The sequence below is a fragment of the Aurantivibrio infirmus genome (assembly GCF_054767315.1).
In genome coordinates this window covers 213769-234234 of sequence record NZ_BAAFSK010000008.1, presented here as the reverse complement: position 1 = coordinate 234234, position 20466 = coordinate 213769, and the positions used below count along the sequence as shown (strand labels likewise).

Annotated in this window: 20 protein-coding genes; 13 read left to right on the top strand and 7 right to left on the bottom strand. The window is 42.7% G+C overall.

What is annotated here, in order from left to right; genetic code table 11:
* Positions 1–27 precede the first annotated feature (27 nt).
* A complete protein-coding gene (locus ACYUCY_RS17620) occupies positions 28–1650 on the top strand; it encodes an electron transfer flavoprotein-ubiquinone oxidoreductase (protein ID WP_460227864.1) in 1623 nt (540 codons plus the stop codon).
* Between the two features lie 30 nt (positions 1651–1680).
* Here the strand turns inward: ACYUCY_RS17620 and ACYUCY_RS17615 are convergent, their stop codons facing one another.
* Positions 1681–1932, bottom strand: coding sequence for a hypothetical protein (locus ACYUCY_RS17615; RefSeq protein ID WP_460227847.1), 252 nt, complete (start codon positions 1930–1932; stop codon positions 1681–1683).
* Between the two features lie 12 nt (positions 1933–1944).
* Between ACYUCY_RS17615 and ACYUCY_RS17610 the strand changes: the two genes are divergently transcribed.
* The 4 genes from ACYUCY_RS17610 to ACYUCY_RS17595 all read left to right on the top strand — a co-directional run bounded on the left by ACYUCY_RS17610 (position 1945) and on the right by ACYUCY_RS17595 (position 5930).
* Positions 1945–2145 (top strand): hypothetical protein, encoded by a 201-nt coding sequence (locus tag ACYUCY_RS17610; RefSeq protein WP_460227846.1) that lies wholly within the window; start codon positions 1945–1947, stop codon positions 2143–2145.
* Positions 2146–2742: 597 nt separating this feature from the next.
* Positions 2743–3789 carry a hypothetical protein gene (locus ACYUCY_RS17605; protein WP_460227845.1) on the top strand — a complete coding sequence of 349 codons (1047 nt, stop codon included), beginning with the start codon at positions 2743–2745 and terminating at the stop codon, positions 3787–3789.
* A 207-nt stretch (positions 3790–3996) separates the two neighbouring features.
* Positions 3997–5007, top strand: coding sequence for a hypothetical protein (locus tag ACYUCY_RS17600; protein WP_460227844.1), 1011 nt, complete (start codon positions 3997–3999; stop codon positions 5005–5007).
* Between the two features lie 332 nt (positions 5008–5339).
* Positions 5340–5930, top strand: coding sequence for a hypothetical protein (locus ACYUCY_RS17595; protein ID WP_460227843.1), 591 nt, complete (start codon positions 5340–5342; stop codon positions 5928–5930).
* A 144-nt stretch (positions 5931–6074) separates the two neighbouring features.
* Here the strand turns inward: ACYUCY_RS17595 and ACYUCY_RS17590 are convergent, their stop codons facing one another.
* Positions 6075–6623: a hypothetical protein gene (locus tag ACYUCY_RS17590; protein WP_460227842.1), complete on the bottom strand. Its 549-nt coding sequence runs from the start codon at positions 6621–6623 to the stop codon at positions 6075–6077.
* Positions 6624–7040: 417 nt separating this feature from the next.
* On the opposite strand from ACYUCY_RS17590, the gene ACYUCY_RS17585 reads away from it, so the two are divergent.
* Positions 7041–9125 (top strand): M13 family metallopeptidase, encoded by a 2085-nt coding sequence (locus ACYUCY_RS17585; protein WP_460227841.1) that lies wholly within the window; start codon positions 7041–7043, stop codon positions 9123–9125.
* 149 nt (positions 9126–9274) lie between these two features.
* Complete coding sequence (locus ACYUCY_RS17580) at positions 9275–9478, top strand: DUF2970 domain-containing protein (protein WP_460227840.1); 204 nt, start codon at positions 9275–9277, stop codon at positions 9476–9478.
* Between the two features lie 175 nt (positions 9479–9653).
* On the opposite strand, the gene ACYUCY_RS17575 is transcribed toward ACYUCY_RS17580, so the two are convergent.
* A complete protein-coding gene (locus tag ACYUCY_RS17575; RefSeq protein WP_460227839.1) occupies positions 9654–10133 on the bottom strand; it encodes a MarR family winged helix-turn-helix transcriptional regulator in 480 nt (159 codons plus the stop codon).
* 955 nt (positions 10134–11088) lie between these two features.
* Between ACYUCY_RS17575 and ACYUCY_RS17570 the strand changes: the two genes are divergently transcribed.
* The 5 genes from ACYUCY_RS17570 to ACYUCY_RS17550 all read left to right on the top strand — a co-directional run bounded on the left by ACYUCY_RS17570 (position 11089) and on the right by ACYUCY_RS17550 (position 16255).
* The gene (locus ACYUCY_RS17570) at positions 11089–12753 is read left to right on the top strand and encodes a nitrite/sulfite reductase (protein WP_460227838.1); all 1665 of its coding nucleotides are present in this window, start codon (positions 11089–11091) and stop codon (positions 12751–12753) included.
* Positions 12737–13258 carry a DUF934 domain-containing protein gene (locus ACYUCY_RS17565; protein WP_460227837.1) on the top strand — a complete coding sequence of 174 codons (522 nt, stop codon included), beginning with the start codon at positions 12737–12739 and terminating at the stop codon, positions 13256–13258. The genes ACYUCY_RS17570 and ACYUCY_RS17565 overlap by 17 nt, the downstream gene beginning before the upstream one ends.
* 258 nt (positions 13259–13516) lie before the next feature.
* The gene (locus tag ACYUCY_RS17560; RefSeq protein WP_460227836.1) at positions 13517–14683 is read left to right on the top strand and encodes a cation:proton antiporter domain-containing protein; all 1167 of its coding nucleotides are present in this window, start codon (positions 13517–13519) and stop codon (positions 14681–14683) included.
* Positions 14684–14815: 132 nt separating this feature from the next.
* On the top strand, positions 14816–15496 hold the full coding sequence (locus ACYUCY_RS17555; protein WP_460227835.1) for an NUDIX hydrolase: 681 nt from the start codon (positions 14816–14818) through the stop codon (positions 15494–15496).
* Between the two features lie 48 nt (positions 15497–15544).
* Complete coding sequence (locus ACYUCY_RS17550) at positions 15545–16255, top strand: dienelactone hydrolase family protein (protein ID WP_460227834.1); 711 nt, start codon at positions 15545–15547, stop codon at positions 16253–16255.
* Positions 16256–16271: 16 nt separating this feature from the next.
* On the opposite strand, the gene ACYUCY_RS17545 is transcribed toward ACYUCY_RS17550, so the two are convergent.
* Together ACYUCY_RS17545 and ACYUCY_RS17540 are read right to left on the bottom strand one after the other, a co-directional pair.
* Complete coding sequence (locus ACYUCY_RS17545) at positions 16272–16973, bottom strand: DUF3047 domain-containing protein (protein WP_460227833.1); 702 nt, start codon at positions 16971–16973, stop codon at positions 16272–16274.
* Positions 16974–17067: 94 nt separating this feature from the next.
* A complete protein-coding gene (locus ACYUCY_RS17540; protein WP_460227832.1) occupies positions 17068–17514 on the bottom strand; it encodes an acyl-CoA thioesterase in 447 nt (148 codons plus the stop codon).
* Between the two features lie 330 nt (positions 17515–17844).
* Between ACYUCY_RS17540 and dmeF the strand changes: the two genes are divergently transcribed.
* The gene (gene dmeF, locus ACYUCY_RS17535; protein WP_460227831.1) at positions 17845–18759 is read left to right on the top strand and encodes a CDF family Co(II)/Ni(II) efflux transporter DmeF; all 915 of its coding nucleotides are present in this window, start codon (positions 17845–17847) and stop codon (positions 18757–18759) included.
* A 59-nt stretch (positions 18760–18818) separates the two neighbouring features.
* Here dmeF and ACYUCY_RS17530 read toward each other — a convergent pair whose 3' ends face one another.
* The gene (locus ACYUCY_RS17530) at positions 18819–19034 is read right to left on the bottom strand and encodes a hypothetical protein (RefSeq protein ID WP_460227830.1); all 216 of its coding nucleotides are present in this window, start codon (positions 19032–19034) and stop codon (positions 18819–18821) included.
* 362 nt (positions 19035–19396) lie between these two features.
* On the bottom strand, positions 19397–20449 hold the full coding sequence (locus tag ACYUCY_RS17525) for a 2-oxoacid:ferredoxin oxidoreductase subunit beta (RefSeq protein ID WP_460227829.1): 1053 nt from the start codon (positions 20447–20449) through the stop codon (positions 19397–19399).
* Between the last annotated feature and the right edge of the window lie 17 nt (positions 20450–20466).

The window sequence follows — 20466 nt, the reverse complement described above, 5'->3', positions numbered from 1 at the left end:
GAGGAGAAAATCGTGGAAAGAGAAAGTATGGAGTACGACGTTGTCATTGTTGGTGCAGGCCCTTCTGGCTTAGCAGCAGCTTGTCGAATTCGTCAGCTCAACGAGGACATTAGTGTCTGTATCGTTGAAAAAGGCTCAGAAGTGGGCGCCCATATTCTCTCTGGTGCGGTCTTAGAACCTACCGCTTTGAATGAACTCTTTCCGGACTGGAAAGAACGCGGTGCACCTTTAAATACTCCTGTAAAAGGTGACGAGCTTTATGTATATCTCTCCGAAACCAGCGCGATAAAAATGCCAGGTTTTATCGTACCTCCGCCAATGCACAACGAAGGCAACTATATAGTTAGCCTCGGCAATGTTTGTCGCTGGTTAGGCGAGCAAGCTGAAGCACTTGGTGTGGAGATTTTCCCCGGTTTTGCGGCGTCAGAAGTACTTTATAACGACGACGGTAGCGTAAAAGGAATCGCCACAGGTGATATGGGCGTAGGCATTGATGGAGAACACACCGGCTCGTATACGCCAGGAATGGAACTCCATGCAAAGTACACTTTATTTGGCGAGGGTTGTCGCGGGCACCTGGGCAAACAATTAATTAGTAAATTTAAATTAGACGAAGGCAAAGAAGCACAGCATTACGGTATCGGGATCAAAGAATTGTGGAAGGTGCCTAGCGAAAATCATAAGCCTGGCTTGGTTGTCCACGGTGCAGGTTGGCCTTTATCTGAAAGCGGCTCAATTGGGGGCAGCTTTCTTTATCATTTAGAAGACAATCAAGTCGTGGTGGGATTAATTACTGATTTAAGTTATTCGAATCCACATGTCAGCCCTTTTGACGAATTCCAACGATTTAAACATCAAAAAGTCATTAAACAATATTTGGAAGGTGGTGAGCGACTTTCCTATGGCGCACGCGCAATTGTTAAAGGCGGCTTGCAAGCCTTACCTAAATTCACTTTTGCTGGTGGCATGCTAATTGGTGATGACGGCGGCACTTTGAACTTTACAAAAATCAAAGGCAGTCATACCGCAATGAAATCCGGTATGTTAGCAGGCGAAGAAATTGTTAAAGCGCTCGCCGCGAATCGCGCTAACGATGAGCTTGTTGAGTACCAACAAGCCTACGAAAATTCTTGGGCCTACAAAGAATTAGTTGCCGAACGAAACATCACCCCTGCTCTGCACAAGTTCGGCTTTTGGATTGGTGCGGCATATACGTTTGTCGATCAAAATATTTTCCGCGGCAAACTCCCCTGGACTCTCAGCGACAAAACACCTGACTACGCTACATTAAAACCTGCTTCGGAATGCAAAAAAATAAATTATCCGAAACCCGACAACAAACTGAGTTTCGATAAACTAACCTCTGTTTTTCTTTCGAATACCAACCACGAAGAAAACCAGCCCTGTCATTTAAAACTTGCAGACCCCTCAATTCCAATTGAGAAAAACTTGCCGATGTTCGATGAGCCCGCACAGCGGTATTGCCCTGCTGGTGTTTATGAAGTTATCGAAGAGGAAGGTAAAAAACGCTTTCAAATTAATGCGCAAAATTGCGTCCACTGCAAAACGTGTGACATTAAAGACCCGGCGCAGAATATTACCTGGGTGGCTCCTGAAGGCACCGGCGGACCAAATTATCCCAACATGTAATATTGACTCTCGGTTAACAAAAATAGCGCCTTAGGCGCTATTTTTTTGTTTAAAATTAGGAAGTAATTGTAACAATATAAAGTGATCTATTAAAAAACCTTCCTCATCGTTAATCATTAAATGCTCCTCACAATACACATTTAATGACTTGTAGCCGTCACTGTGCTTTGAGATACTCCCTTCCACAATAAAAACGATCAAAATTTGACGCCCTAAGACTGCAATTAATCCTTTTTGCTGATTTCTTTGATTACAACTTTCAACCTCTAAACTATCGCTCACAAGCTTGGCAAAATGAAAACCAAACAACAACGAAATAAAATTGCAGAAAACTACCAACGTTGTCAGTGTGGCTGGATTGGCACCTTTAGTCAGCTTGCTATTTGGTTACGCAAAGATAAAGTTGTTTCAAAAATTTGCCCCCATTGCGGCACACCTTCTGACAATCACAAGGTCTTCAGCCCACATCTTAGGCACAGCAATTTAGTGCATTAATTTTTTCCTTGCTCTTTTATTTATAAAATAATCAATCTTTTTCTCGCCATACTTTTTTATCTTTTTATCTTCCATTCTAAAAAAATTAAATCCATTTAATTTTCTAAAAATGAAACACACTTTATTTTTCAATAGACAGATATCACGTAACAATAGACTTGGAAACAAATCTGAACGGTGCCCCGGAACACACTCTACCTGCCAAAGCTAATAAGAAATAAAGACCTCCGCTGGAAAACCGTTATGGCGCTTCGTTTTCCCGGCGTTACGCTTAGCGCATAGCTTTTCAAGTGTCTTTCTATTCATAAGCAACACTAATAATCCGAAATAAACCAAACAATTTTTTTAAAGACTGCAAGATGTTTTACCTAAAAAAAGGTTAATTTTTGCAGTGATTGTTTCCAAATCTTTTCCTCAGTGCTAAGCTCCTCGGCTTCTCAGTCAGTTTGATACAGCTAGCACAAAATCTTTTTTCAGCGCAGCGACTTTCTAGCATACAGGCTATGAAATTACCTGATGCGAATTTACCTTAAAGGCAGAGCGGCAAAAGCTCTGCCAAAGCGAACAAAGATGAGCGTCTCCAGGAGGATGCCTAACATGCAACAATCTTTTTTTCGAAACTCACGAACTTTGGCGACTGCCGCTGTTCTATCGCTGAGCGTACTCTCCGCTTGCACCAGCACACCAAATGGACCAAAGCTCTACGACAACTACGTTGTGCCAACAAATAGTTTAGGCCAGCCAAATCTCAGTGGCTTTTGGAGCAACGCGTCGTTAACGCCTTTAGCGCGTCCTGCAAATTTGGGAGACAAAGCCACTTACACTGAAGAGGAAGTCCAACAGATCGAGGGCTTGGTAAAGCTACAAGAAGCTGAGGCCAATCAAGCGACAGACCCAAATGCAGGCGCGGAATTTGTCGCGGAATCAAAGTACGATACGCGCGCTGAATTTTCGGCAGCCGGCGGTGATGTTGGCGGTTATAACTATTTTTGGTTAGACCCCGGCAACCATGTGATGAGAGTCGGTGGTGAAGCACGAACTTCAATTTTAACGACTGCCAATGGTCGTTTCCCCCAACGTAAAAAAGACGCACCTATTTCAAGACGCCGTGGTGGGGATTACTCGAACGCTGCTTATGAAGTTCGCTCCTTGGGCGAGCGCTGCATTATTAGCTTTGGTCGAAACGCAGGGCCACCCATGTTTGCTAATGGCTTCTACAATAACAACTATCAAATCGTCCAATCGCCAGACCACGTGATGATTTTGGTTGAAATGATTCACGAAGCTCGCATTGTTCGCTTGAACTCAGAACACCGAAGCGATGACGTAAGACCTTGGTTTGGTGACTCAATTGGTCATTACGAGGGCAATACCTTAGTCGTTGAAACAACCCACATCCCGCAGCGCCTCGCTTTTTATGGCTCTTGGGAAAATCTCAAGGTCACCGAGCGATTTACTCGTGTTTCCAACGAACGACTACACTACGCTTTCACGGTCGAAGATTCAGATGTTTGGGATGCACCTTGGGGTGGCGAGTATGAGTTTTCCATGATGGATGAGCCGCTTTATGAGTATGCTTGCCACGAAGGCAACTATGCTTTGCCAGGTATTTTAAAAGGCATCTTGATGGAAGCCGACGAATAGTCATAATCTAACTCTACTCGTTAGACCGAGAGAAAAAACCCGCTACTTTAGGCGGGTTTTTTTATTCTAGAGCTACCAACTAGCGAAAACACACCCTTCTCCCGCCAACTAATCCTTCTCGCTCGTCATGTTATGTAAAGACATTAAATTTTCCCTTTATGCCTGGTAAAGTACCTCGATATTTTTAAAATAAATCTGGACCTTAATATGAAACCGCGTGTATCAACACTCCTCCCACATGGCATTTTATTCGTTTCCACCCTAGTGGCTTCGGCTTTTGTTTCTGCAGCTGGTTATGAAGTGCCTCGCCTAGCCGACAATAAACCCGACTTCCAAGGTACCTGGACGAATGTTAGTTTGACTTACCTCCAACGCTCCTCTCGATATAAGTCCAATGTACTGTCCGACGAAGAAGCTGAAAAAATCGAACAGCAAACGGCAGCACGATCAGCCCGAGGCCTGCAACGAACAGATCCAAATGCTCCCGCGCCGCGTGCTGGATCAAACGTCGGCGGTTACAACTCATTTTATTTAGACCAGGGTGACGCCTTAAGTAAGATCGATGGCAAATATCGAACCACGTGGTTAACAAACCAAGAAGACGGGCAACTACCCTACACTGAATTCGGCAAAAAAACGTTTGATGAAACCTTAGCGTTTGTTCGCACCGATTTTTCTGGACCAGAAACGCGACCCATGGCCGAACGCTGCGTTATCGGTTTCGGCTCTACCGCTGGTCCGCCGATGCTGAACGTGCAATACAACAATAACTACCAATTTGTTCAAACACCCGACGCGATCGCGATTCTTGTCGAGATGAACCACGACGCTCGTATAATTCGAATGAACGAAGAACACATTCCCTTAGGGATGACAAAATGGTTTGGTGATTCAATTGGTCGATGGGAAGGCGATAGCCTTGTCGTAGAAACACGAAGATTGAACCCCGGTGAAAGTTTAAGAACTTGGTTTAACCAGTCTCTTTATATTTCACCAGACGCTCTCATCACAGAAAAATTTACCCGTGTGTCAGATTCACAAATACACTACGAATTTTCTGTCGACGACCCAAAAATTTATAAAGAAGTTTGGACCGCTAAAATGGTATTCAATAAAACTGAAGAACCGATTTATGAATACGCATGTCACGAAGGCAATCACGCACTACCAAATATTTTGGGCGGTGCGAGAGCAGAAGAGCGAGAATTGAAAAAATAATCTCGTTAAACACTACCCCGAGAAACCCAAGTAATGGCTAATTACTTGGGTTTTTTTTAGAAAAAAAGGGGAATGCGAAAAAAAGGTGACGGAGGGATTATTTATTAACCTCCTCCTCGGCCGACCTCGCTTTAAACGGGCTGTCTGACCAGACAGCTTCGCGATTTTATTTACAAAACGTTCGTTGCCAAGAAAATCAGCGGGTCACAGCAACTAATTCGTGGTTAAAAATATTTTTCGTAAAAATCAGTTACTCTGACCCTTTGATTTTCTGCTTTGATTTTCTTTTGGCAAATTACCGTGGTAGTTTTGAAGTAATAGGCACAGATCGCATGAATATAATTTACGAAATAAAGTTTGGCTTGGAATTCCAAGCCATTTATTGTTTGAACTACCCTAGTGAAACGGAATTGCGCGAAGATCACACAAACGGTTTGTTGGCACATCGACTGTCTAAAGAATGCTTATTGGTCGATGGCGCTTTGCGACTTGAACCCGATATATTTTCAGGACTCGCGCGAGGAAATTTTGCTTTAAGTAAAAAAACATCTGAGGACCTCTCGCTTGCGTCATGTAGTGATATCGATCTCGTTCCCTTCGAACTAGGAAAGAATAGGACGCCATTCTATACAGCGATAATTACCAATGTAATCGACGTTAGGGATCGCGAACTGATAAAAAGAAATAAAACAAATCCGTTACCTTTTAATCATCCAAATCGTTCGTTCATCGACCCCAATCATCCGCTGTTAAATCGATCTATGTTTTTTAAGATGGTACGTCTTGGCAGTTTAAATAACCTACTCAGTTCACAAATATTTTTTGCCCAGAATGACGGCGGTGAAGGTTATAACTTCTTAAGCAAAGCGAATGCGCTTGGCTTAACCGGGTTTCAGACAATTGAAATTTGCCGAAGCCACTAGATATAAAATTAAGCTAGTTAGGCGGCAAAAAAGGGAAGGAGGGAATTAAAAATAACCAATATCGAATTGATCAAATTTAAATCCCTCCGTCCCCTTTTCCTATTAAATTTTATAAAACGTCGCCGTTATTACATTCAAAAAATGTTAACGAATCGGCACTTGGTTTACCAAAGCTTGAATATTTTTCTTAACGACAGCACCCACATCTCCACCATATCGACCTACGGACAAATCGCTTTCAGCTACAGCTTTAAATAGCTCTTCACCTGACTCCAAATCCATTATCTTCAAGACAGAATCAACACTACCTGCTCCTGCGCCAAAGCCAACCCAATATCGAAGAGCGCGATTACCGTATTTCACATTTACATCAAGATCAACCATCATAATTTCCTGAGTGTATACATTAGGTAAGTCAAAGACGACTTTGTATCCATTACCATGAAAGTAAGATTCTAAATCCTTCTGGGCAAAACTCTTCCAGCTCCACAGTTTATCCTGCAAAGCTTTATTTGTTTCTGCTGCTTCTTCCATTGAGTAGACTTTGGGCTCAACGATATAGGCAATTTTATATTGGTCTAGAGATTCGCCTGCAATGTCAGTGCGCGTGTGTACGCTACCACAACCAACGAGCATTGTTAAAAGAGAAGCTAAAAGTAATAGTGCAGTATTTTTTCCAATTTTATTTTTCATAGATTTCCTTAAATTCATTTGTTAAAAACTAAAAACACTTAGAGTGTTGGCTGCGAACAGTGCTGAATTTTATATCTTTCTCTCTCCTTGGTTCCTCAACATAGCAAAAGTCACCCATCATAATGTTTAATCCAACGCAATAACAACTGCATATTCGGCCAGACTGATGTATCAGAGTGAACAGATGGGTTGCCAAGAAAATGCTTTCCCTCATCAATATTCTCCTAATTATTGACGTAGAGTGACTAGAAAACTAGCGATACGCATATTTCTAAAAGAATTCAATCAATGAACACTTGAAAAAAACTATTGTCCCAGACACTCTACAGACCTTTATTTTTGCGGAAATCACTTTCCTAAACGTCTATTAATGAATACCTCAAAACTAATAATTAATGTAAATCTGCGGAGTTTCTTATGTTTACTACCAAGCGAGTCTTGCTAGCCCTCCCCCTGACTGCGTTCCTGTGTATCGCTTGTGATAATTCCTCGGAACCAGAAGACAGTGCGAATACACCGGTTGAAATGAGTGCAGCCACAGCGCCGCAAATTTCTGGGGTTCGTTTGGATTTCATGGATACATCGGTGTCGCCGGCGGAGGATTTCTTTCGCTATGCCAATGGTGGTTGGATGGCGAGTACTGAAATTCCCGCAGATAAAAGTCGCTACGGTGCTTTTACGATGTTGGCGGATAAATCGCGGGAGGATGTCCGGGAAATCGTTCAGCAGGCGGGTAATACGCAAGCCGCAAAAGTTAAAGGTAGTGAAGCCCAGCAGATTGGTGATTTTTATGCGAGTTATTTAGATACGGCCACCATCAATTCACTTGGCGTTTCTCCACTTAAACCCTACTTTGACGAAATCTCCGACATCTCAACATATTCCGAGCTGTCTGCGTATTTCGCCAAGGCCAATAGTTTGGGGTCTCGTACACCCTTAGGTTTTTACATCGATACCGATGAAAAAGACCCCTCTTCCTACATGACGTACTTTTATCAATCGGGCTTGGGCCTGCCGGATCGAGATTACTATTTAAAAGACGATGAAGAATCGGCTTCACTGCAAAATGATTATCGTGCCCACATCGCCAAAATGTTCGAATTAGCCGATCTTGAAAACGGCGAAGATGCCGCTAAAAAAATCTACGCGATAGAGTATGCAATTGCGGAAAAGCATTGGCCTCGTGCAGAGTTACGGGACCGCGACAAAACCTATAATAAGCGTTCTCAGGCAGATTTAGCCGCACTTGGCGACACCCTTCAGTGGGCTGCTTACCTCGACTCTGCCGGCCTAAGTAAAGCCGATAGTGTGGTTCTTTCAGCCTTGAGCTATTTCGAAAGCCTGGATGCTTTAGTCGAGCAGTTTTCAGTGGAAGATTGGCAGACGTACCTGAAATGGCATGCCCTCACATCGAAAGCTTCTCGACTGGCTCAAGCACTAGACGAAGAGGATTTTAATTTTTACGGAAAGCGGTTAAGCGGCGTCGAGCAACAAGAAGAACGCTGGAAACGCGCTATTAATACCCTCAATGGCCAATTGGGCGATGCTATTGGCAAACTCTATGTCGAGAAACATTTCTCCGCGGCAGCGAAAACGCGCATGGAAGAATTAGTAGAAAATCTGCGTGAAGCCTATCGCGAAAGCATCATTGCCTTGGAGTGGATGGGAGATGAAACCAAGCTTAAGGCCATCGACAAGTTAGAAAAATTTAATCCTAAGATTGGCTACCCCAACAAATGGCGCGACCTTAGCAGCCTTGAAATCAAAGCAGATGACCTGTTTGGCAACGCGCAACGGGCCGACGCCTTCCACTATCAAATCCAGATCGATAAGTTGGGCAAACCCGTCGATAGAGATGAGTGGTTTATGAATCCACAAACCGTGAATGCCTATTACAACCCTGGCATGAACGAGATTGTGTTTCCCGCGGCCATTCTTCAACCGCCCTTTTTCAATATGGAAGCGGATGACGCAATCAACTACGGCGCTATTGGCGCGGTGATCGGTCATGAAATGGGCCACGGCTTCGACGATCAGGGAGCGAAATCTAACGGTGATGGTCTGCTCGAAAACTGGTGGACAGAATCTGATTTACAAGAGTTTGAGTCCAGAACGGACAAATTGGTTGAGCAGTACAACGGGTACACCGTATTGGGCGACTTAGCGATAAATGGCGAACTAACCCAAGGCGAGAATATTGGCGATCTTGGCGGCCTTACCATCGCCCACAAAGCCTATTTGCTGTCTCTCGAAGGCAAGGAAGACCAAACTCTCGATGGCTTGAGCGGAGAACAGCGATTCTTTCTGGGTTGGGGTCAAGTCTGGGCCAACAAATATAGAGATGAAGAATTACGCCGTCGTATTCTGACTGACCCGCATTCTCCCCCGCTCTATCGAGTGAATGGTGTATTGCCAAATATGCCAGAATTCCACAATGCATTTGGCGTCAAAGAAGGTGATGACATGTTTTTAGCAGAAGAAGATCGCGTGAAGATTTGGTAGGGAACCAAGAAGATATGGGCAAGCATCGGACAATTTGGCTGCTGTAACGTCCCCTGCTAATGAAAGCTGCCAGTAGAAATACTGGCAGCTTTTCTGTTTCTCCTACCGGTATAATCCGAACTTTCTAACAGAACCTCGGCGATTAAAATATGAGCGACAAACCCAATTTTTTCCAAATTGTCCTGAGTACATTAGCTGCGGCTTTTGGCGTTCAGAGTAAGAAGAACCTCGAAAGAGATACCAAACACGGTAATATTTCCCACTACATAGTGGCGGGAATAATCTTCATGATTTTATTTGTATTAACCGTATCTTTCATCGTCAAACAAGTCCTCAGATTGGCCACTGCTTAGCTTGTTTTTTTGCAATCATCGGCATCAATATAGTTTGTTAGGCAATTACCCATCTAGACCCCCTTGTATTAAAAGCCCTCTAACAAATTCGTTTCCCCAGAAACCAAAAAACGGCCATTTTAAAAAATGACCGTTTCTGTGTTTCAAGCCCTAATTTTCGGGTGCGAAACGCTAACTAAAGCAGCTGTTTCCATTGCGAGGATGTATCAATTCCTCCTAATCTCAGCATCTTTTGGATGTTCCCTTTCAAGCTTCGATATTCCGTATTGTGTAGCTGACTAAGAAAATGCTCTTGATGCTCGCGCGCCATATGATTGAGCGTTGCCATCAGATCCTGGCCCCGCTCAGTGATATCAATATTGATTGATCTGCGGTCGAGCTTGTCGTGCTCTCTTGAGATCAGACCTTTGTTCTCAAGTCGATCTAATAGGCGAGTAACGGCAGAACGGTCCACGCCAATATTGCTGGCGATTGCTGCGGGCGTGGTTGCAAGCTTTTGATCGAGTACATTCAAAACCATCCACTGTGGCCAGGTGACGTCTTCTTCTTTTAAACGTTGATTGAAATGCTCCTGCATAAGATTGGCTAAACGCGAAATCCAAAACGTATAGCTATTGTGGATCAAAAAATCATCATTTGAGGAATTTGGCTTCATAAACGACACGTCTCTACTTATCGAAAATAAAAGTGGATGGGTTCTGCAATGAGAATCTTATCCATGGTTTAAGCTTCAAATTAATTGACTAAGCAATAACGGTCAAGGAAGCAAATATGACCAGTTGAATTGGGTGATAGTCGGTCAGTGGATCACTCAGACTTGAGGACGTCTAAGTACGTTTGGGCTGTGTAGACTGATCAAGATGGGACGACGGGAATTGAAAAGATAGATAAGTTGGGTCTTTCGAAATGCTTTAGATGCTTGAGAGCTAATAATTAAGAAATGAGTTGCTTATAAATAATCCGAGAATCCAATTGTTGAATCCTCGGAAGTCAGTTTGGACTTATTGAGAACTGACCCAATAAGCAACTGTGGTAATAAAAATCGCAACCAGAACGACGGCGGCAACGGCGTCAATTAGATGGTCTCCTTTCCTGCTAATTTCGGGGTTACTATCGGACATTGAATAAGTCTCCTTGCTAAGGTTGGTCTGATTGAGTAAATCTATATTTTAATCTTACTGGGATAAGTTCCAGCTATTTTTAGTCGTCAACTTTGGTTAACTGGATCACATTTTACCTGTTTTTATCGCTAGAAGTGACGCCTCTTTCGTTTTATTTATAAAGATTTGCTATTAATTCATAACATTTGGCCATTTTACAGCATATCTGGCCAGTGATAGCGTAGCTGATCGCAAAAATACCAGAAAATCGAACGTAATTTTATGCGTCTTTTCCGGGAGGCTCAAACCTAGCTTAGTAGTCACGGAGGTTTTAGTGTATTCTTCGCGCCTATTTTTGCTTGGGAATTACCGACATAGTTGCGGGGGTTCAGCCCTCAGTTATCTCGATGATTTGAACGCTCAGACTCGGTCCAAAAAATGGAATCACCTACGTACAGAGTCTGAATTTCCGCCCTAGTTTTTAAATTTGTATTTACTGGATCAACTTAAATGTATCAGTACGACGATTACGACCATGCAATCCTTTCTCAGCGTGTCGCACAATTTCGCGATCAAACGGAACGCTATCTTGCGGGCGAGCTGAAAGAAGAAGAGTTCCTACCTTTGCGCTTACAAAATGGACTTTATGTCCAACGCCTGGCGCCAATGCTGCGCGTTAATGTCCCCTACGGAATGCTTTCTAGCACTCAATTGCGGAAGCTGGCATACATTGCCCGACAATTCGATAAAGGTTATTGCCACATTAGTACGCGACAGAATGTTCAATTCAATTGGCCAGATCTTGCAGAGGTTCCCGATATTCTCGCCGAGCTTGCCAGCGTACAAATGCATGCAACCCAATCCAGCGGTAACTGCATACGTAATACAACGTCAGACCAGTTCGCCGGTATCGCACCAGACGAAACAGTCGACCCCCGGCCCTACTGTGAAATTATTCGACAGTGGTCAAGCTTTCATCCCGAGTTCGCTTTCTTACCGCGTAAATTTAAAATTGCCGTGACCGGTGCCGATGAAGATCGCGCCGCAATTCATGTTCACGATATCGGCTTAGCAATGAAAAAGAATGACGCCGGAGAAATAGGATTTAAAGTACTCGTCGGCGGTGGGCTTGGGCGCACTCCCGTTATCGGCAGTGTCATTCGTGAATTTTTACCTGAAAAAGATTTGCTAACTTATTTGGAAGCCATTTTAAGAATTTATAACTTGCACGGTCGTCGTGACAACAAATACAAAGCAAGAATTAAGATTTTAGTTCGCGCCATGACACCAGAAATTTTTGCACAAAAAGTCGAAGAGGAATGGCAACACTTAAAAGAAGCGCCGAGCCTTTTAACCAATGAAGAGATAGCGCGCGCTAAATCGTTTTTCACTGAACCAAGCTACAAAAGTCTGAACGACGAATCTTGCAATAGCGAGCTCGAAAAAATTGCTGGAGAAAATCTAGCGTTTAAACGCTGGCTAACCCGCAACACAAGTGCCCATCGAGTTGCTGGCTATGCCACGGTAACTTTATCTTTAAAACCCGCCGGCGTCGCACCGGGTGATGTCACCGATTCGCAGTTAGAAGCGATTGCAGATTTAGCAGACAAATATTCTTTCAGTGAAGTTCGCACCACCCATGAACAAAACATTGTGCTTGGCGATGTCGCCAAAAACGATCTATTTAACTTGTGGGAAGCTTTAAAGCCTCTCGGCTTTGCAACGCCAAATATCGGTACGTTAACAGATATTATTTGTTGCCCCGGTGGAGACTATTGTTCCCTCGCTAACGCAAAATCAATTCCGGTTGCCGAAGACATTCAACGTCATTTTGAAGATCTCGATTACCTTTACGATTTAGGCGATTTAGATCTTAATATTTCTGGCTGCATGAATGCTTGTGGCCACCACCACGTCGGACATATTGGTGTGCTAGGAGTCGACAAAAAAGGATCTGAATTTTATCAAATTCAATTAGGTGGTAACGCAGGACTTGACGCTTCACTCGGTGCCGTACTCGGCCCTTCTTTTGGTCGTGATGAAGTCACTGGCGTAATTGAAAAAATTCTAAATACCTATGTCGACAAACGTATTGAGGGTGAACAATTCCTCGATACTTATCGTCGTATCGGTATCGATCAGTTTAAGGAAAGTGTATATGCCAAAGCTAATTAAAGACGCGTCGATAGTCGAAGATGAGTGGCAATTTATTGAATTCGAGGCGGACAAACAACAAAACACATTACCCGCGGGAAAGATAATTCTTCCACTTGATATCTATCTCGCGCAAGCCGATCAAGCATCCAGCCGACAACAAGAGATCGGCGTTTGGATTAACGGTGACGAAGATCTTAATAAACTGACAAGTCATCTATCGACAATTCCTTTGATTGCAGTACGCTTTCCTGGGTTTATGGATGGTCGTAGTTTTTCTACCGGCCGCTTGTTGCGTGATCGCTACCAGTTTGGTGGCGAGCTTCGTGCCATCGGTTCATTTATTCGTGACCAACTCTGCTATCTAAATCGCTGTGGTTTTAATGCATTCAGCTTTGCCTTAAGCCCTGACGCTGAAAAAGAAGAGGCGAATCTCGAATCTGCATTAAACTCTCTAAACGATTTTCAGGAATACTACCAAGCGAGCAGTAATCAACCCCTACCCCTTTTTAGACGCAGAGCTTAGCCATTCCTTTAGATATTTGTTTTTGAAGCTACGATCTAAGCTTCTTTTCTGCACAACATAAAAAAATCATCTTAGGGTTCTCATCAGAGCCCTAAATTACCGCTATACTGATGTCATTCTTCGGCTATGGATGTGTGGGGGAATAAGTGTATATTTTCACGCTAGGCACATTTGCGCAAAAATCTTCTACTTATTCAGAGGTTCCATAAATACTTCCGTAGTATTCCGCTTTAACTAAAATAATGAGTCGATGTCGATATGGAAGGCGCTTTATTCCAATCCTTTTTTTTAATCTTCACCGGCGCGGCGATCATTGCATCTATGGCGTTATACACACGCCAACCTCTGCTGGTCGCCTATATCCTACTGGGCGTACTACTCGGCCCGCACGTTCTCGGTTTAGTGACTAACGTCGAGTTACTTACCGAAATTTCTCATATCGGCATTATATTTTTATTATTTTTACTCGGTCTCGATATGCAGCCGAAGGCCTTATGGAGCGTTTTAAAAGAAGCCACTACAGTAGGAATTATCAGCTCTGCAACATTTGCAGTTATGGGCTACGTGATTGGTTATTTATTTGGCTTTAGCCACACCGATTGCTTAATCATCGGCATGGCAATGATGTTTTCTAGCACGATCATTGGCATAAAATTATTACCGACAACCGTTCTCCATCATCGTCACACCGGCGAATTAATGGTGGGTTTATTATTATTCCAAGATTTTCTGGCTATTATTTGCTTGGTCGTATTACTCAGTGGCGATTTAGGACAAGTCGATCTAAAAAAACTGGGCATGACATTTATTGCTTTACCTATTGTTGGTGCTTTCGCTTATTTATTCGTTCGTTTCGTACTACTCAAATTAATTCACAAATTTGATCGCATCCATGAATATGTTTTTTTAATGTCTTTGGGCTGGTGTCTTGGGTTGGCGGAACTTACACATTACATCGGCTTGTCTGCAGAGGTTGGCGCATTCCTCGCGGGCATTACCATAGCCACGAGTCCTGTTTCACAATATATTGCATTAAGCCTAAAACCACTGCGTGATTTTTTCCTAATTTTATTTTTCTTTTCATTGGGCGCGGGTTTCAATATCAGTATTTTCGGCGAAGTCGTCATAGCCGCGGTGGTTCTTGGAATCGCGGTACTCATTGTTAAACCCGTTACTTTTCGGGTTCTGCTCAGACAACAAAGCGAACAACGTTTTTTATCATGGAATATTGGTTTCCGCCTCGGTCAAATTAGTGAGTTTTCCCTTTTAATCGCTTTGATAGCCACAAACGCATCTCTTATTAGTGAGAAAGCATCCACTCTCATTCAAGCAACAGCGATTATTACGTTCCTGATATCCAGTTATATTGTCATACTTCGCTATCCTACTCCTATTGCTGTTAAGGATTCGTTACGGCGAGATTAATACGGCCCAATCGCACTTTGCGTGAATTCAAAAATCGGGATAAAATCTCCGGTCTAAATTTTATAATTAAAATAACTTCCGATCTTGGAAGAAAAGACTTCCTTTACTCAAACAATCAAAAAAGCTGCCGCAATGACTGATAGCCACCCTAGCCCTGCCTTATCCTCCACGGTTTTATTGTTACGAGATTATGAAGACTCTTTGGAGGTCTTACTCGTGCGTAGAAACGATAAATTAAAAACCGCGGGTGGAACCTGGGTATTTCCTGGTGGTCGCGTTGAAACTGATGATTTTCAGAATCAGGATGACGATTTTTTAGCAGCAAAAATTGCTGCAGTGAGAGAAACACAAGAAGAAACCGGAATTGATATTTCCTTAACCGCGTTAACTCCCTTTGCACACTGGACAACTCCCATCGGAGTACCGCGTCGTTTTGCAACCTGGTTTTTTGCTTCACGCGTAACGGATGGAAATGAAATTCAGGTAGACGGTAGCGAAATCGTCGATTACCGGTGGCTAAGTCCTAGCGCGGCGATCGACTTACAAGCGAAAGGTGAAATATCTATAATGCCACCAACTTTTATTTGCTTACGCGAAGTTGTTGACCATAAAAATAGCAGTTCAGCATTTAAAGCGCTTGAAGAAAAAAAGGTGATGCATTACAACCCTAAGAGGATTGTTGCAGACGATGGAACCAGTGTTATTTTGTATGACGACGACGCGGCTTATGAGAGTGGTCTACTCGATACCCAAGGTGTCAGAAATAGAATATTTATGAAGGAAAAAGCTTGGCACCATGAACGTAGCGAATGAAATTAAAACGCTAGCACCCAAAAACTTTTAGAGATGATGTAGTTAACAATGAACAATAAACTGATTGAATACCAAGACGATTCGCAAATCCTTGAAGGCTATTACGTTTTTCACGACGACAATAAAAAAAGACCCGGCGTTATAGTCAGTCACGCCTGGGGTGGCCTTTCGGATTATGAAAAAGAAAAATCACATGCCCTAGCCGATTTGGGCTACAACGTTTTAGCTATAGATATGTACGGCAAAGGTGTTCGCGGGTCGAGTGTCGAAGAGAACCAAAAATTAATGACGCCTTTCGTCGAAGATAGAGCGATGTTGCGACAGCGAATTAGCGCGGGTTTAAATACTTTGAAGACTTTCGATGGCGTTGATGAAAATAAAACCGCAGCCATCGGTTATTGTTTCGGTGGCCTCTGCGTACTCGACCTCGCCAGAAGCGGTAGCGATGTATGCGGTGTGGTCAGCGTTCACGGCTTATTAATGCCCGCAGAAGATCTTCCAAATCAAAACATTAAGGCAAAAATTTTAGCTCTACATGGCTATAGCGACCCGATGGCAACCCCAGAACAATTAACCGCACTGGGATCAGAATTAACTGAATCAAAAGCCGATTGGCAAGTCCACGCCTACGGCCTAACGTACCACGCCTTCACCAACCCTGCGGCAAACAGCGTGGAAATGGGAACAGTTTATAATGCCGACGCAGACCGAAGAAGCTGGCAAGCAACAAGAAACTTCCTAGAAGAATTGTTTAGTTAATCTAACAATCTCGCTCTTATTGGGAGGAAAAAAATATTTCGCCGTAGTAGGCGTTAACAAAACTACTCGTATTATCCGTATCGGTCATTATCGCTATACCGTCAATATAACGAATTTTTGGATCAATATATTTTTGTAGATCTTCTAGTACGTTGCGTTTTTCATTTTTCCACACGCCGATTTCATCATTGGCATCCCGCAAGGAAACCATCACTACATTTTTTTCTGCGAAAGCATTATTCCAAGTCGAATCTTTACTTAGACCTCTCGTCCAGACATAATTTAACGCTTTGCTTCTCCAAAAACGAAATCCACCGTCAATAATGACGTAAATTCGAACCGGATAATCATCACCCTCTTTCGTTGTTTCATTTCGCTGTGGCAAACGATTGTCTATTTTCCAACTCCAGTTTAAGTACGGCAGCTGCCATAAATCTATGCGACGCTTTTTTACCAAGCCCGACGCGCTTGCTCGGCTACTTGCTTGCAATACTTTATTGCCGTTATCTTCTACAATCAGATATTCTGTTTCACCATCGAACTCTTCCATTTTCCAGTCGTTTAGTATTCCCTTTGAGAATTGCGATAGATACAAATCCGCTTTTGCTGAATTCGCTGGAAACGAGACAGAAAATAATAAGCACACTAATAAAAGGCAGAAAAAAAATGAGATTGATTGCCCATGTTGTTGCCGGGTAATAATTAAAAGAGATGTCATGGCACTCAATGTCCTGCAGTTATTGATGTAAGAACCCTTTGATCATTACCGCTAAAGAATAGTTCAATTTTCGACAAATACTATCTACAAGGTATTACTCATCCAAACGGAAACCTGCCAAATTATCTCTCGCTAATTGAGGCATTGCACCGGTGGCCTTGGTGTTGGTAAATACTAATACCGCATCACTAATACCCACGCACTGATCTAGCTGGAACATTCCGGCAGACAGTGTAAAAGACGAATTACCAATCCGACTTACACCAACTCCGATCGTGACAATTTCAGGGTAATTCACTTCGGCCAAATAAGTAATGCCGATATCTGCAAGTACTTTTCGAACCAGTGATTGATCTTCACCTTCCGCATACAGTGCCTGAAAAACATTTCGATTAAACCGAACTCGCGATTCTTGATAGTAACTCGCGATCGAGACATTATTCACATGACGTTGAAAATCCAGGTCAGCAAATCGCGGATGAATTTGCATTGAAAATGGATAATATTCAATTTGCTTACGACGTTTATCAATGGTTGGCATTTGTACTTCCTAAAGATCTCTATATAAATTTTTAAGTTGTTACGGAAAAGATTTCAATAATCCTGAATTTTACGAAGTCAGAACTTTAGCACATAAGCCCAAGCTAATAAATTTGCATTCACATTGTTATAGACGACAATTATATCGATATATAAGGTATACATTTTATGCGTAAACTCCTACTATTCTTCCCCACAAAGACTCTCGTCGCTATACGTGACTAGCTAAACCAAATCTATTTTCGAGCGATGCGCCCAAAAAATTGCACTTATTATGTGAAACCAAGTTCAACTTAAAATTCTAACTTTCAAATTTTTAAAAAATACCATTATGAACAACAGTCCCTCACTCGAACATTCTCACGACTTCAGCTCAGACACTCAACACCAAGCAAAGCGGGTGACCTATGTTTTTTGGCTGACAACCCTCATGATGGTTGTCGAGATAGTAGCTGGTACTTGGTTGGGTTCTATGGCATTGCTAGCAGACGGCTGGCACATGGGCACACACTCTGCCGCTTTCGCGCTTACCTTGTTCGCTTATCACTATGCGAAAAAACACGCTAAAAACCCCAAATATAGCTTCGGGGTTGGAAAGGTCAGCTTTCTCGGAGGTTTCGCAAGCGCGATCGCTCTTGGTGTCGTCGCGTTAATAATGATTGTCGAATCGATATTGCGCTTGATCGAACCGCAAAATATACAATTCAACGAAGCGATAGCTGTCGCCGTCGTTGGTTTGACGGTGAATATTATTTCTGCATTTTTATTGCGCCACGATCATCACCATCATCATCACGGCCATGACCATGACCACCACCACGCCGACCACAATCTAAAAGCAGCCTACCTACATGTACTTGCAGATGCCTTGACCTCAGTGCTCGCGATAATAGCCTTATTTGCGGGCAAATGGTTTGGTTGGATTTGGATGGATGCGGTGATGGGGATTGTCGGCGCTATGGTTATCCTTAAATGGGCCTTTGGATTAATTCAAGAAACTAGCGGTCCCCTACTTGATGAAAATCATTCAGATAAAGAGCTCGAAAAAATCAACTCTGTTCTACAAAATAATTTTGAACTACAAATTACCGATTTACATTTATGGAAAATTTCGCCTATGCATCGCGCCGGAATCGTTAGCATCGCGACATCTGAACCAAAACCAATTACTGAATATAAAAGTTGTTTGCATGAAAATGGAGTTGAAATTTCACATCTTTCGATGGAAATTTATGTTCTGAAATAGTAAAAAATTTAAAAGAGTTGAAAACAACTTCAACAGCGGGTCGAGGTAACGATAGGAATTTAAGCGATGCCATCTTCTTTTTGTTTTTCGATAATCATGCAATCTGCTTGATAAGCACTATTTAAAATTTCCAAATAAGATAGCTGTTCTCGATATAAATATTGCGGCCTTCGCACTCTATCCATATTTGGACCGCCATCGATATCAGGCGCCCAGAGCGACTCATTTTTTTCATTTAAGCCAACCCAGCAATTACCCCCCGCAAAGTAAATCATTTGGCAAATTCCATAATGGAAATGGAAAATCTCTCTGATCTTAAGTCCAAAGGTGTCGTTCATGGCTGGAAGGAGCTCTCTATAAGGGTATTTATCACTGTGGAATTAGGCGCCATTATACCTAAAAGCCAGCGTTTTACCCTCTCTTATTGCATTTGCTTATAGAGCATATGGTAATCAAAAGTCTGAGTAGTACAGGGGATCACGTTCTATAGGCACACAATGCCGATTAGCTAACGCTACTAAGCCATTGATTTAACGTATCTTTTTGAGAGCGAAGTGATATTACGAGGCTGATAGCAATTTACCTTAATCTTGGTGTAGCAAAGATAAAGACTCATTCAGCAAAATCTTTTGAAGTACTAGCGAAAGCTATCGTTGATGGTTTGCAAGGTTGCATTACCTGGGCAAAGGACGGACTCGTTCAAAGAATTAAGCGGCTTACTTGTCGTGTTTAAGGTGTCGTGAAGATCATTTGGATCGGTATCGACATATATCAAACCCGTGAGAATTTCGTTTTTTTCCTCTGCGTCTTTCAACGCCCTTAATGCAGAACGCCGAGAACTGGGGTCATAATCGTGACTGTTTTTCTGCAAGCGAATTACTGAACCATCGTGTAATGTCACATCCTGCGTCGTACCAGGATCATATTCGGTGGTAATTTCTTTTTCCATTGGTACAAAATCTACCGTTGACGTTGCTTCGCAATGCTCTCGCACGAAATCGTAACTCTTTTTAGAACCGGGATTATTGTTAAAGGTAACGCAAGGCGAAATGACATCAATAAAAGCAAAACCACGGTGAGAAATCGCCGCTTTGATTAGTGGAATCAATTGATCTTTATCCCCTGAAAAACTTCGGGCGACAAAGGTAGCGCCCAACTGCAAAGCCAAATTAGTAAGATCAATTGGTTCAAAAGGATTAATGTTGCCCGCTTTGTTTTTAGATTCAAGATCTGTCGTCGCTGAATTTTGTCCTTTAGTTAAACCATAACAACCGTTGTTTTCCATAATGTAAAGCATGTTTAAATTCCGGCGTACAACGTGGGCAAACTGCCCCAAACCAATTGATGCGGAATCGCCATCACCGGAAACACCCAAATAAATTAAATCTCTATTCGCTAAATTTGCCCCCGTCGTTACCGAAGGCATACGACCGTGAACAGAATTAAATCCGTGAGACTGACCTAAAAAGTATGTTGGAGTTTTAGAAGAACAACCAATACCTGATAATTTTGCAATGCGATGCGGCTCGATCGCCAAATCGAAACAAGCTTTTACAATACCCGCACTAATTGAATCGTGTCCACAACCTGCGCACAAAGTAGAAAGTGAACCTTCATAGTGCTTTTCGGTAAAACCAATTTTATTTACTTCGGCAGCTGGGTGGCGAAAATTCGGTCTTAAATAGGTCATTGCCTTCTCTACTCTAT

Bases quoted from the DNA above. Each gene is read 5' to 3' on its own strand.
- ACYUCY_RS17620 (WP_460227864.1), top strand. From the start codon at position 28: ATGGAGTACGACGTTGTCATTGTTGGTGCAGGCCCTTCTGGCTTAGCA.
- ACYUCY_RS17610 (WP_460227846.1), top strand. From the start codon at position 1,945: ATGAAAACCAAACAACAACGAAATAAAATTGCAGAAAACTACCAACGT.
- ACYUCY_RS17605 (WP_460227845.1), top strand. From the start codon at position 2,743: ATGCAACAATCTTTTTTTCGAAACTCACGAACTTTGGCGACTGCCGCT.
- ACYUCY_RS17600 (WP_460227844.1), top strand. From the start codon at position 3,997: ATGAAACCGCGTGTATCAACACTCCTCCCACATGGCATTTTATTCGTT.
- ACYUCY_RS17595 (WP_460227843.1), top strand. From the start codon at position 5,340: ATGAATATAATTTACGAAATAAAGTTTGGCTTGGAATTCCAAGCCATT.
- ACYUCY_RS17590 (WP_460227842.1), bottom strand. From the start codon at position 6,623: ATGAAAAATAAAATTGGAAAAAATACTGCACTATTACTTTTAGCTTCT.
- ACYUCY_RS17585 (WP_460227841.1), top strand. From the start codon at position 7,041: ATGTTTACTACCAAGCGAGTCTTGCTAGCCCTCCCCCTGACTGCGTTC.
- ACYUCY_RS17580 (WP_460227840.1), top strand. From the start codon at position 9,275: ATGAGCGACAAACCCAATTTTTTCCAAATTGTCCTGAGTACATTAGCT.
- ACYUCY_RS17575 (WP_460227839.1), bottom strand. From the start codon at position 10,133: ATGAAGCCAAATTCCTCAAATGATGATTTTTTGATCCACAATAGCTAT.
- ACYUCY_RS17570 (WP_460227838.1), top strand. From the start codon at position 11,089: ATGTATCAGTACGACGATTACGACCATGCAATCCTTTCTCAGCGTGTC.
- ACYUCY_RS17565 (WP_460227837.1), top strand. From the start codon at position 12,737: ATGCCAAAGCTAATTAAAGACGCGTCGATAGTCGAAGATGAGTGGCAA.
- ACYUCY_RS17560 (WP_460227836.1), top strand. From the start codon at position 13,517: ATGGAAGGCGCTTTATTCCAATCCTTTTTTTTAATCTTCACCGGCGCG.
- ACYUCY_RS17555 (WP_460227835.1), top strand. From the start codon at position 14,816: ATGACTGATAGCCACCCTAGCCCTGCCTTATCCTCCACGGTTTTATTG.
- ACYUCY_RS17550 (WP_460227834.1), top strand. From the start codon at position 15,545: ATGAACAATAAACTGATTGAATACCAAGACGATTCGCAAATCCTTGAA.
- ACYUCY_RS17545 (WP_460227833.1), bottom strand. From the start codon at position 16,973: ATGACATCTCTTTTAATTATTACCCGGCAACAACATGGGCAATCAATC.
- ACYUCY_RS17540 (WP_460227832.1), bottom strand. From the start codon at position 17,514: ATGCCAACCATTGATAAACGTCGTAAGCAAATTGAATATTATCCATTT.
- dmeF (WP_460227831.1), top strand. From the start codon at position 17,845: ATGAACAACAGTCCCTCACTCGAACATTCTCACGACTTCAGCTCAGAC.
- ACYUCY_RS17530 (WP_460227830.1), bottom strand. From the start codon at position 19,034: ATGATTTACTTTGCGGGGGGTAATTGCTGGGTTGGCTTAAATGAAAAA.
- ACYUCY_RS17525 (WP_460227829.1), bottom strand. From the start codon at position 20,449: ATGACCTATTTAAGACCGAATTTTCGCCACCCAGCTGCCGAAGTAAAT.